Source organism: Salinispora oceanensis, assembly GCF_000383575.1.
Classification (GTDB): domain Bacteria; phylum Actinomycetota; class Actinomycetes; order Mycobacteriales; family Micromonosporaceae; genus Micromonospora; species Micromonospora oceanensis.
Window position 1 is genome coordinate 851,723 of sequence record NZ_KB911579.1, and the last position, 11,667, is coordinate 863,389.

9 protein-coding genes and 1 pseudogene are annotated in these 11,667 nt (G+C 68.0%); 3 read left to right on the plus strand and 7 right to left on the minus strand.

Annotation, left to right across the window (positions count from 1 at the left end):
- Nucleotides 1-166 precede the first annotated feature (166 nt).
- The 6 genes from SALPAC4_RS0103745 to SALPAC4_RS0103770 all read right to left on the minus strand — a co-directional run bounded on the left by SALPAC4_RS0103745 (nt 167) and on the right by SALPAC4_RS0103770 (nt 7,115).
- Complete coding sequence (locus SALPAC4_RS0103745; protein WP_027644731.1) at nt 167-1,885, minus strand: VWA domain-containing protein; 1,719 nt, start codon at nt 1,883-1,885, stop codon at nt 167-169.
- A gap of 84 nt (nt 1,886-1,969) precedes the next feature.
- Nucleotides 1,970-3,049, minus strand: coding sequence for a lactonase family protein (locus SALPAC4_RS0103750; protein ID WP_019869222.1), 1,080 nt, complete (start codon nt 3,047-3,049; stop codon nt 1,970-1,972).
- A gap of 168 nt (nt 3,050-3,217) precedes the next feature.
- Nucleotides 3,218-3,817, minus strand: a complete 600-nt coding sequence (locus tag SALPAC4_RS0103755; RefSeq protein WP_018732721.1) for a GTP-binding protein — start codon at nt 3,815-3,817, stop codon at nt 3,218-3,220.
- Nucleotides 3,798-4,181 carry a DUF742 domain-containing protein gene (locus SALPAC4_RS0103760; protein ID WP_018740925.1) on the minus strand — a complete coding sequence of 128 codons (384 nt, stop codon included), beginning with the start codon at nt 4,179-4,181 and terminating at the stop codon, nt 3,798-3,800. The genes SALPAC4_RS0103755 and SALPAC4_RS0103760 overlap by 20 nt, the downstream gene beginning before the upstream one ends.
- On the minus strand, nt 4,171-4,596 hold the full coding sequence (locus tag SALPAC4_RS0103765) for a roadblock/LC7 domain-containing protein (protein ID WP_019869223.1): 426 nt from the start codon (nt 4,594-4,596) through the stop codon (nt 4,171-4,173). Before SALPAC4_RS0103765 ends, SALPAC4_RS0103760 begins: the two co-directional genes overlap by 11 nt.
- Nucleotides 4,593-7,115 carry a sensor histidine kinase gene (locus SALPAC4_RS0103770; RefSeq protein WP_019869224.1) on the minus strand — a complete coding sequence of 841 codons (2,523 nt, stop codon included), beginning with the start codon at nt 7,113-7,115 and terminating at the stop codon, nt 4,593-4,595. The genes SALPAC4_RS0103765 and SALPAC4_RS0103770 overlap by 4 nt, the downstream gene beginning before the upstream one ends.
- A 449-nt stretch (nt 7,116-7,564) precedes the next feature.
- On the opposite strand from SALPAC4_RS0103770, the gene SALPAC4_RS29080 reads away from it, so the two are divergent.
- Nucleotides 7,565-8,122: a hypothetical protein gene (locus SALPAC4_RS29080; RefSeq protein ID WP_027644730.1), complete on the plus strand. Its 558-nt coding sequence runs from the start codon at nt 7,565-7,567 to the stop codon at nt 8,120-8,122.
- Nucleotides 8,119-8,475, plus strand: a complete 357-nt coding sequence (locus SALPAC4_RS0103780) for a hypothetical protein (protein WP_019869225.1) — start codon at nt 8,119-8,121, stop codon at nt 8,473-8,475. Before SALPAC4_RS29080 ends, SALPAC4_RS0103780 begins: the two co-directional genes overlap by 4 nt.
- A 102-nt stretch (nt 8,476-8,577) precedes the next feature.
- Here SALPAC4_RS0103780 and SALPAC4_RS0103785 read toward each other — a convergent pair whose 3' ends face one another.
- On the minus strand, nt 8,578-10,368 hold the full coding sequence (locus tag SALPAC4_RS0103785; RefSeq protein ID WP_027644729.1) for a glycoside hydrolase family 6 protein: 1,791 nt from the start codon (nt 10,366-10,368) through the stop codon (nt 8,578-8,580).
- Nucleotides 10,369-10,854: 486 nt separating this feature from the next.
- On the opposite strand from SALPAC4_RS0103785, the pseudogene SALPAC4_RS25040 reads away from it, so the two are divergent.
- A pseudogene (locus SALPAC4_RS25040) lies at nt 10,855-11,667 on the plus strand (hypothetical protein); the annotation flags it as partial.

Consider the following 11,667-nt stretch of genomic DNA (forward strand, 5'->3'; position numbering starts at 1 on the left):
TCCTGCCCGAGCATTGTGGACAAGAATTCTTTCCGACGTATTGCCGTCACTTTGCGCGCCGCCCCGGCCGACTCAGACCCGCCGCCCCGACCTCAACGCCGGCGGCGGACTTGATGCCGGGAGCGGGACTTGATGCCGGCAGCGGACTTGACGCTGAGCCCCCGGGTCAGGAATCCGTCTCGCGCAGCGCAATGGCCTTCAGGAAGATGTCACCAATCTTGGTCGGATCCTCGGTGATGAAGGAGCCGCCGCCGGTAACCTTCGTGATCGACTCCAGCTCTGTCTTGCTGACGTCCGCGCCGATCCCGATCAGAACCACCTGTACCGGCCGCTCCGGGTCCTTGACCCGCTCCAGTTCGGCGATCAGTTGCTGCTGGCTGATGCCGTTGTCGTCGTCGTTCTTACCGTCGGTGAAGAGCACGATCGAGTTGACCTGCCCCTGTTCCCAGTCCTCCTGGACCGTCTCGTACGCCGCCAGCACGGTGTCGAAGAGACCGGTGTCACCCCGGGTCGGCTGGATCTGGGCCAACGCCGCCTCAAGCTCGCTCCGCTGACTACTCAGTGGACCGATCTCGACCAGCCGCCGGTAGTCCCGCCCGCTGCCCAAGTTGGTCGAGAACTCCCATAGCCCGATCTGCCAGCTGTCATCGAAGAGGTCGAGCCCACGCCCCGCGGCTTCCAGGGTGACCTGCTGGCGGCTCGCGCCGTTGGCGCTCGCCACTGACTCCCGCATCGAGCCGGAGACGTCGATGACACAGAGCATTCGGCCGGACTGGGTGGCAATCGACCAGCTGGAGACCGCTCGCTCGACCGTCAGCGGATCTACCTTGCCACCGTCGGCCGCCGGGCTCGGCGCCCCTTCGGGCGCGCTGAAACCGGCACCCCAGGTACCGTCCGGCGCTCGCAGCGACAACGACGCCAACCGATCCTTGAAGCCAACCGTGGTGAGCACGTCGAACAGCATCCGGGCAGCTGACGCCTTGACCGACCCGATCCCCGGCAGCACCGCGTACGGATAGTCCAACGGCGTCGCCGTCGGTTTCGGGTAGAGCGCGGCCAGCGGCACCGCCGGCTTCCCGGCGTTATAGGAGAGCAGGTCCTCCTCCGACAACGCTGCGGCGCCGAGACTCTGGGCCATCGTGGTGGGATCGGACGAGGTAGGGAACTTCGCGAACAGGTCCTGGCGCCGATCCGCACTGCTGGTTGACAACGCACGCAACGCGCCGACGGTTGCTGCCTGACCGCCCTCCCCAGCCGCGGCGGCGGCACTCAACGCGAGAAGCCCGGAGAGTCCGGCGGCATCCTGCGTCGGGTTCACGGTGCCGGCCTTGAGCGGCTCAACGTTGTTGACCTGGCTGACCAGCGCGGACCAGGTGAACTCCTGCTCCGGCCAGCCAAGCTGGGAGGCGATCGGCTCGGGTACACCCACCACCACCGGGCTGTGCGCGATCGATGCTCCGTTGCCCGGGTTGAACTCGGAGGCTCCACCGCTCTTCAGTCGCAGCAGCCACGCCGACGAATCCGGCACCCAGACATCCGGGCTTACCGCGGCACCGCTGACCTGACTCACCCCCGGCAGGACGGCACCGTGTTTGGCGGCGACGGTGGCGGCGACCCCGACCGGCTCAGACGCGGTCACGCTCACCTCAACGCAGGTGCCGTCTACCGCCGCACCCGCCTTCTCCCACTCAGTCGCCGCGACATCGACCGCCGGTGCAAGCTCAGCCGCGACCGCTACTGCCAGCTCGATTGAGCCGGAGCAGCCCGGCGCCGCGAGCTGCCGGTAGCCAAAGTATCCACCAGCAGCGACGACCAACACGCCGACGGCTGCGACGACGCTGGCGACATGGATGTTCGTTCGGATGCGATGGCGACCTGCAGACACGAAATCATCTTCCGACCGCTGGCGAGTAACGGCTACCTCCGTTCAGCTTTAGTTACGCAGAAGCAACAAATACCCCCACTTTGACTACTTTCCGTGAACAGAGGAACTCCGTGCGCCGTACTCCTCCGTCCAGGGCAGGACACAGGTGGGGCTCCGGACCCCAACCGCCTCGCTGACCAGCGACGGCACGCCGGTCGCCGGGTTGATCCGGAACACGCCGATCAGGTCGGCCCGCTCGTCCGCGACGTACAGGTGGGCCCCGACCCGCGCGAAATGCCGGGGCCACTCCCCGCCGGAGTCCACCTCGGCGACCAGCACCGGCAACTCGCCGTCGAGCGCGAAGACAGCGATCGTGCCGACACCCCGGTTCGCTACGTAGAGGAACTGCCCCTCCGGCCCGACCGCGACCTCCGAAGGCTGCACCGGCCCCGGCCGCCCGCTGGCCGGAACCCGACCCCGGAACCGCAGAGAAGCGTCAGTGGTGACCTCGTAGGCCAGGACCGAGCCGTCCAACTCCCCGACCAGCCAGCAGCGTCTTCCGTCCGGGTGACGGGCCAGATGTCGGGGGCCGACACCAGCCGGGACACGCACCCGTGGAGCCCGTGCCACCAACCGCCCCGTCCCGGCGTCGAGCTCGTATCGATAGACCGAGTCGGTGCCGAGGTCAACCACGAGCAGCGGTCCTCCGTTTCGGCCCGGAACGACCATGTGGGTGTGCGCCCGCTCCTGCCGCTGTGGGTCCGGACCGTGGCCCTCATGCCGGACCCGGTCGGTGCTCTCTCCGGGCACCCCCTGCCCGTCAAGCGGGAACACCGTCACGCTCCCGTCGCCGTAGTTGGCCACGAAGAGATGCCGACCATCACCGGCGACTGCGAGATGGCACGGGTCGGCGCCACCGGTGGGCCGGCTGCCCAGCGCGGTGAGATCCCCATCCGCGGCGACGCGGAACGCACTGACCCCGCCGTCGGTCACCTCGTTGACCGCGTACAGGACTGGCAGGTCCGGATGCCGGGCGAGGAACGACGGTGCCGGGGTGACCGCGGCCGCGCCAAGTGGGGTGAGCGCACCCGAATCCGGCTCCCGCTGCGCGACGACGATCCCCTCGCCGCGGCCGCCGGCGCCCGTTGTGTAGCAACCGAGATGGACGAACGCACCCTGAGCCATCACCGGACCACCCTCCGCGCCGACTCCTCCGATCCAACCAGAGGTTCACCCGAGCCGTGGCGCATCACGCCGGAACGCTACAGCGCGGTTCCACGCCCGGAGCCGGCTACCGCGCTGGCCGGCAGCTCACCGCAGCGAGCCGGGGTGCCCATCCCGGCCCGCACCGGGTCAGACCGGCACCCGCTCCCCATGCTGCCGGGCCACATGTTCGACAAGCGCGATCAACACCTGCTTGCCGGACTGCCGTTCCCGGGCGTCGCAGAGCAGCATCGGCACGTCGCGGTCGAGGTCCAACGCCTCCCGTACGGTCTCCAGGCTGAACCGGCGTGCCCCGTCGAAACAGTTGACACCGACCACGAACGGAATACCCCGCTGTTCGAAGTAGCCGATGGACGGGAAGCAGTCGGCGAGTCGCCGGGTATCGGCGAGCACCACCGCGCCCAGCGCCCCGAAGGCCAACTCGTCCCAGAGGAACCAGAACCGGTCCTGTCCGGGCGTACCGAAGAGGTAGACCAGGAGATCTTCGTTAATGGTGATTCGCCCGAAGTCCATCGCCACCGTGGTAGTGGATTTCGCCTCCACCCCGGCGAGGTCGTCGGTGCCGATCCCGGCGTCGGTCAACATCTCCTCGGTCTGGAGCGGACGAACCTCACTCAACGCGCTCACCAGCGTCGTCTTCCCCGCACCGAAACCCCCAGCAATGAGGATCTTGAGCGCGATCGGGATGTGGGCACCGGTTCTTGGGAGTTCAGAGCGCACGGAGTCCACTGACCACCGCCTTGAGAATGTCGTTGTCGGGCAGGTATGGGCCGGCCGCGGGCTGGTGGACTGTCACCAGACCACGATCCACCAGATCGCCGAGCAGCACCCGGACGACGCCAACCGCCAGGTCGAGGCCGGTCGCCAACTCGGCCACCGGGACCGGCCGGGCAGCCAGCGCCACCAGCCGCCGGTGCTCGGGGTGCAGGTCGAGATGTACGGCGGGCTGGGCATTCCGGTCGGCGAGGACGTACGCGACCAGGTCGAAACCACCGGCAGCCTGAACGCGCCCCCCGGTCAGCGTGTAGGGGCGCACCACCGGACCGGCATCGGCATCCAGCCACTCATGCGGCGTGCCGGACTCAGCCCACATCGCGGGTGCCCGCCGTTGGCCGAGCCGGGATACTCATCGTCTCACCCACCCGGGTCACCAACATCGCCATCTCGTACGCCACCAGCCCAATGTCGGCCTCTGCGTCACTGACCACAGCGAGGCACGCGCCCTGGCCGGCCGTGGTCACGAACAGAAATGCCGATTCCATCTCGACGACAGTCTGCCGGACGGGACCACCGGTCACATGCCGGCTCGTGCCCCGGGCCAGGCTGGAGAGACCAGAGGCGAGAGCGCACAGATGCTCCGCGTCGTCCCGTTCCTGCCCCGCGGACGCCCCCAGCAGCAGCCCGTCGGCGGAGAGCACCACCGCCCGCCGGGCCGGCGGCACCCGCTCCACCAGTTCGTCGAGCAACCAGTCGAGATCAACATTCTGCCTGGCAGACTGCAGCATCACGCGTCCCTCTCAGTTGCGGTCGGGGATTCGAGATCGTCCGACAGATCGACCGGCCGAGGGCCGGGTCCAGCTTCGGACATTGTTACCTGGGCGGCGGCGACCCGACGTCCCCTCGCCGTGCCGGCTTGTAGCTGCGCCATGATCCGGCGGGCTTCCTCCGGTGAGCGGGGGGTCGGGTCCGACGATGGTGACTGCCGAGCGCCCACGACTGGCTGCCGCACCGTCGGCCCATCCACTGGCCTGGACCGCTGGGCGTCAGCGGTCACCCCGTCTGGCCCGCTCGTGAAGCGAGACCCGCCGTGCACGTCGGCTCCGGCCACACCCGCCGATTCCGGCCTGGGCAGTCGTTGTTGCCCGGGCTCACCTGGGACGCCAGCGGGCGGCACCGTCGCACCCACCTGGCTCCGCGGCCCCACCCCCGGCCGACGGCGGACCCGCCGCGGCAGCCCATCGATCTCGCCAGCCACCTCAACGGGTACCGGGCCGACATCGACCACGGCCGGCTCGCCAGCAGTCGGGGCCGACGGGTTGCCGGCGAGCGCCACCGGCTCCGACCCGATGGGCAGCGAACCCGGTGTCTCCTGGCGGGCCGCCGGGGGCCCCACACGCCCCCGCTCACCGGGCGGCGCACCCGAGGGCAGTGGCTCCTCGGCGACCAACTCGTCCGGGATATGGACCACGGCGATCAGACCAGCCGCGCCGGATCGACGCAACCGGACTCCCACCCCGTGCCGGGCGGCCAGCCGGGCCACCACGAAGAGCCCGAGCCGGTCGGTCCGGGTTGGGTCGAACTCGGGCGACGAGGCCAACAACGAGTTGGCGTCCGTCAACGCCTCAGTTGGCATACCGATACCCTGGTCGGTGATCTCGAAAAGGTAACCGTCGCCCCTGCGCACCCCGGTGACCCGAACCCGGGTCCCTGGTGGCGAGAACCTGGTAGCGTTCTCGATCAACTCGGCGAGCAGGTGGATCAGGTCACCCACGGTCCGGCCGACGAGGCCCGCCGACTGCACGCCGCCGATGTCAACCCGCTTGTACGCCTCGACCTCGGACAGCGCCCCCCGAATCAGGTCGACCATGGCGACCGGGTTGCGCCAGCCCCGGCTCGGAGCCGAGCCAGCCAGAATCACCAGGTCCTCCGCGTGCCGCCGCAGCCGGGTGGCAAGGTGATCGACCTGGAAAAGATCAGCCAGTTCGTCCGGGTTATCGGTGCGTCGCTCCATCCGATCGAGCAGGGCGAGCTGGCGGTGCACCAGCCCCTGGCTGCGCCGGGCGATGTTGAGGAAGACCTCGTTGAGGCCACGGCGCAGGTTTACCTCACCCTCGGCAGACCGGATGGCGGTCCGTCGCACCGCGGTGAAGGCGCGCCCCACCTGGCCGATCTCGTCCGTACCGAAATCGACCGACGGTGCCTCCCGTTCCACATCCACGGTCTCACCGTGGCGCATCCGCGCCACCAGCTCGGGCAGCTGACGTTCTGCCCGTTCGAGTACGGTGTGCAACCCGGCCAGCCGGCTCGCCAGGGAACGGCCAACCCGAACCGCCACCACCAGGGAGACAACGACTGCGATGAGGCCCAGCAACCCGGCGGACGCAAGCAGCAGAAAGACGCGTATGGCCAGGGGCTTCGACCGATCAGCCAAGCCATCGGCCTGGTTCAACTCGTAGTCCCGCATCGCCTGCTGGACCGTGTTGTAGTCGGCCTGCCAGTTTGCAGCCACTACCGGCAGGCCGTCGGCGGAGTTCTCGATCAGGAGTTCCTGCATCTGGCCCAGTCGGCGGAACTCCGCCTGCTCGGTCAACTGCTGATAGGCGCCACGTTCCGCCGCCGGCAGGTCGGCTACCGCCGAATCAGCGAGGAACCGCTGATTCATGATCATCTGTACGAGCTTTCGATGCTCGCCCTCGGCGAAGCTGCCCGAGACGAATGCCCCGGCCAACACGGCATCGGCCTGACCGAGCAACTCACGGGAGTGGCCAAGCGCGGTTACCGCCAACGCCTCCCGGTGCAGCTCGGGGTCCGGCAGCGCGGACAGCGCCGCGAAGGCCTGGAAAGCCGACGAGATCATTCCGCTGTAGAGGTCAACGACGTCGGACCGGTCCGCCTCTCCCCGGTCGATCTGACCACGCCCGGCTGACAACGCATCCAAGGCGACGAGGAGCCGGTCCAACCGAACATCCAACAGGTCGCTGGTGGCGTCCCGAAGGTCGTCGCCAGCAGCTCGACGACGTAGATCGGCGATCACCTCGTCCGTTTTCCTCCGCTGCTCATCGAGGCCGACCTCAGCAGACTCGGCAGCCAGGTACACGACCGAGAGCCGACGCTCGCGTTGCAGCTCGGCAACGACCTTCTCACCGGGCCGTCCGAACTCATTGAGCAGAGTATGGGCGGAGAGCAGACTCTGCGCGGGACCAAAGGTGAGCGCGGTGGCGAAGATCCAAAGTGCGAGGAGCGCGGTCACCGGCGCCACGACCAGTGCGGTCAGCTTGGAGCGGATCGGCCAATCGCGGGTGTTCAATCAGGACCTCGTCCAGCTGGTGGGGGCTGCGGGGACGTCGGCGCATGCCGGGCAGCACCCGCCGGGGCGCGCCCCAAAGTCGTGCCGGGACGTCATCGGCGGTCGCCTTGGGCAGAATACGGAATCTACGCCAAATACACTACCGCCCGTCAAGGTCTCGCCACATAAGACGGACGTCGTTCAGCCCCGAGCGCCGGAGCGGGCAACGTGTCCGCTCCGGCGCCAGCGGTGAGCGCACAGCCACGGCAGACCACCCGTGGGGCCGCCCTCAACGCTCGACCTCAACGCGCCATCCGTCCACTTTCACCCCTCCTAGCGCTTTTGTCGGTACGCCACCGTTATAGGTGATTTCTCGGTACGACACCGAAAAGTGCGCCGGACCGGGATTGATGAGCTGCATCAGGTGGGAATACCCAGGGCAGCGGAGGAGCCAGGGTGAGGAGACGAGAATGCGCCGAGACGAGCAGCAGGCCGACACTGAGCACCCGGAGGCCGCACCCTTCGCAGCCGAACCAGCGCGACCGAAGGGTGGCCAACCGACGACCGCCGACAAAGACGACCAGCGCATCGCCGCGGACAGGAACCGGGACGACCGGCCCGAATTCCACCGGCCCGGACCGGTCCCGAGCGCCCTCGGTGCACCCTCGGTCGGCGGGGCGGTCGCCGCGTCCGCGCTGGCCGGCGGGGAGGAAGAGGCTCCAGACGTGCGCGACGAGTCAACCGCCCGGCCCGGCGACGGTGCCGTTGACGTTGCGCGAGAAGGCTGGCGGGCGGACCCTACAGCCGAATTCCGCGGCGGCCCGGGGTGGGTGCAGCGGCGGGCCGAGCGAGCCTCCACAGCTGCCGAGCCTCCCACCGCTGAAAGCCACCGCGAGCAGCGGGGAGACGGCGCGACCCGGACCGCCGGCTCCGCCGCTGAGCCAGGACCCGATGCAGGTGGCATGGCACCCGATGCACGGGGTACGCGGGAAGGTAGCGCACGTACGGACGGGAGGGCGACACCATGACCGATCGTGACCGGTACCGACCGTTGGAGGAGAGCGCTGAGGCAGCCGCGGCGGTCGAGGACGACACCGGCGTCCCCCAGCTGATGACCGACGGGGGTGGCGACCAGAACACCCCCACTTTCGCCGCTGCGGGGGAGCAGGCCGACGGCGGTGCGTTGACCGAGGATTTCCTTGGCGATCCATACCGCGCCGGGGCCGGCGAGGACACCATCCGCACCGGAGCGGAACAGCCGTGGGAGCCGGAGGATCTGGTGGCGGCGCGCGGTCAGGACCTGACCCCGGAGAATGTTGAGCGGGCCCGCCGAGACCTGGTCGAGAAGGGTCAGGCAGCGATCGAACGTACGGTTCCCTGACCCGTAGCCGCCGGCGCCCCGGACCCGATCGAGCTGATCGGGTCCGGGACTCGGGGAACCCGCCGCCCAAGCGCCTCACAACCCCAGCGGCTGGGTTCCAAATCAGGGCAGTGGCGGATGGGCGTTCTGCATGAGCTGCTGGAACTGGGCCGGGAACCAGGCACCGGAGATCGGCGCATCGGGCAGGGCCCCGGTGGGGTTGAAGCCGTTCCGGGCGTTGCCCTCGTACGTCGGGTCGCACATCCGGTCAAAGCCCTTGCCATCGTCGTTCGGGATCTCCTCGCTGGAGCCGTCCGACTCGCCGGGAGGCTTCACCCAGACATAGGCATCGATTCCCGGCTCCGGCGCGGCCTGCGGCCGCTCGCCCAGACCCGCGCCTGATTGGTTGCACCAGTTGCCGGCGTGGATTCGCCGATCAACCCGACCGCCATCGACGTAACTGTCGACATCGGTCATCGGCCCGGGGCCGGCTGGTCGGGCGCTACCACCCCAGCCGTTTCGGGAGGTGTCAATCAACATTCCCACTTCTGAGTCGAAGCCCTTGCCAACCAGTTCGTCCCGGAACGCCTGCGCAAACGTCAGCTCGTCTACGTACTGGTTCCAGTCCACCCACGTGGACTGGCGGATCGTCTGACCGTTGACCGTGTCGGTGATCTCGAAGTAGGGCTCGCGCAGCGCCGAGTAGTTGGCAGTGTTGACGATGAAGCCGTGCACGTCGTCGACCGTGCTGCCGGAGGCGGTAGCGGCTTCCTGCAGGAGCAGGGCGACCGGGCTGAAGTTGGAGTCCCAGCCGATCCAGCCGTGGTGGGCGGCGTCCACGTAGTTGTAGACGTTGCTGATCGCACCCAACGTGGCCAGCGCGTAGCCGATGCCGTTGACGTAGGCGCCGTTCTGCTTGACCAGGTCACAGGTCGGAGTGGCGCCCGGATTGCTGCCAGTGTTGGCGTGCAGGTTCGGCAGCGAGTCGATCTCGATGATGTTGATAATCCGGAGGTCCTGATACGCCGGGTCACTCTGGATTGCCGCGATCGGATCGATGAACTCGGCCTTGTAACGGGGCAACTCGTCCGGTTCCAGTTCACCGTTCGAGGCGAGTGCAGCGCAGTCCCGGCCGGGCAGGTTGTAGACGACGAACTGGATGTAGTCCGCCCCCTGGCTCAACGCCTCGTCCAGGTGATCCCGCACGCCCATCGGTCCGTTGGACTGGCTGTCGTCAGTGCCCTCGATGGCGGCGATCCGGTCGATCCAGACGGCGGTCGACGTATCCGAAACCCGATCGCCCCCGGGCACCGACTCGGCCTTGGCTTTCCACTCCGGATTCACGTAGCCCACTGCGTTCAGGTACGGATTATCGACCCGGCTTCCGGGCGGGGAGGTGGTGGGGGGTGGGGTGGTCGGCGGTGGGGTGGTCGGCGGCGCCGTGGTGGGAGGTGGGGTGGTCGGCGGCGCCGTGGTGGGTCCACCACCACCGCTGCAGGCCACATCGTTGAGGGTGAACGACGTCGGTTTGGGGTTGCTACCACTCCACGAGCCGTTGAAGCCGATATCGATCGTGGCGCCGCTGGCTACCGAACCGTTGTACGACTCGTTCTCTGCGGTGACGTTCTGCCCGGACTGGCTATACCGGGCCGACCAGCCGTGCACAACCTGCTGACTGCTGTTCGGGAAGGTAAAGCGAAGGGTCCAGCCGTCGAGCGCCTCCCCGGTGTTCTTGATACTGAGGGAGGCGGTGAAACCGCCGGGCCAGTCATTCGTGGTATACGACACCTCGCACTGGGTCGCGGCGTGGGCCATGGTGACTGGCAGGGTCACCAACCCACCTACGACCAGGATGCCCGCGCCGGCCAGCGCGAGGGACGGGCGCGGGCCGGCGAGTCTTCTCCACACATTCATGCCACAGATCTCCTTGGGCGAGACCGTTCCGCGGAGGGCCCGGCCGACTGGCTCGGTGGATGCCGACGTGGCCAGCCATCGATGCCAGCGGATGCTTCCGGGGCCGCCCTGGACCGGGTGGTGGTGGTCTTTGCAGACCTGCGATGCAGGTCGGTCGGATCGGCAGGATGATCGTCCGGCGAACCGGTTGCCCTCGATGCCCCTGCCGCTGCTGGGTGGCTCCCTAGGTACGCCGATTCTCCCATGGGAGCGCTTCCATCGCAATCCTTCGACGGGATCGGCTCCGACCGTCAGCCGCAGGAATAGAAGTGCGCAACGCGGGAAGGACCACACCAGCCATCAGGGCCGAAGGTCATCAAACTCTACATAGCCCCTAAAGCCGGGAAATACGAATTTTCTCCTTCATAGGTTGTGAAACGGACTAACGTCTGCCCTAGCTCGGTTGTCACCGAGTTCAGGACAACAGGGGATGGAGTGACGCACGTTATGGCAAAGAAGCTGCTCGGGAAGGTCGTGGCAGGTGCGGCCCTCGGTGGCGCCTCCCTGCTCGTGTGCGCGCCGGGTATCGCGGTCGCGGACGATCATCACCGGGGTGATGAAGGCAGGGTCCAAGCCAAGCCGCACGCGGTCGAGGCCGGCCACGAGGTCAAGCTGCTCCAGTTCTGCCCGACGCCACAGGAGCACGCCTATGTCTGGTCGAAGGTGACCGGCAAGGTCCCGCTCCGGCCAGTTGAGGACCAGCGGGACGGCAAGGACAACCGGGGCAAGGGCGGTCACGACCGGGAAGACAAGGGCTACGACTACAAGGGCGACTGGGGCTCCAAGGGCCACGACTACAAGGGCTACGACTACAAGGGCTACGAGTCAAAGGGCCACGACTACAAGGGCTACGAGTCCGAAGGCGGCTGGGGCAGCGACGCCCGCGAAGGCTCCGAGTCCGAAGGCGGCTGGGGCAGCAGCGAAGGCCACGACTACAAGCGCCACGACTACAAGGGCTACGAGTCCAAGGGCCACGACTACAAGCGCCACGACTACAAGGGCCACGAGTCCGAAGGCGGCTGGGGCAGCGAGTCCGAAGGCGGCTGGGGCAGCGAGTCCGAGGGCGGCTGGGGCAGCGAAGCCCGCGAAAGCAGCGAAGGCCACGACTACAAGCGCCACGACTACAAGGGCCACGACTACAAGCGCCACGAGTCCGAAGGCGGCTGGGGCAGCGAGTCCGAAGGCGGCTGGGGCAGCGAAGCCCGCGAAAGCAGCGAAGGCCACGACTACAAGCGCCACGACTACAAGGGCCACGAGTCC

Bases quoted from the DNA above. Each gene is read 5' to 3' on its own strand.
- SALPAC4_RS0103750 (WP_019869222.1), bottom strand. From the start codon at position 3,049: ATGGCTCAGGGTGCGTTCGTCCATCTCGGTTGCTACACAACGGGCGCC.
- SALPAC4_RS0103785 (WP_027644729.1), bottom strand. From the start codon at position 10,368: ATGAATGTGTGGAGAAGACTCGCCGGCCCGCGCCCGTCCCTCGCGCTG.
- SALPAC4_RS0103780 (WP_019869225.1), top strand. From the start codon at position 8,119: ATGACCGATCGTGACCGGTACCGACCGTTGGAGGAGAGCGCTGAGGCA.
- SALPAC4_RS29080 (WP_027644730.1), top strand. From the start codon at position 7,565: ATGCGCCGAGACGAGCAGCAGGCCGACACTGAGCACCCGGAGGCCGCA.
- SALPAC4_RS0103760 (WP_018740925.1), bottom strand. From the start codon at position 4,181: ATGTGGGCTGAGTCCGGCACGCCGCATGAGTGGCTGGATGCCGATGCC.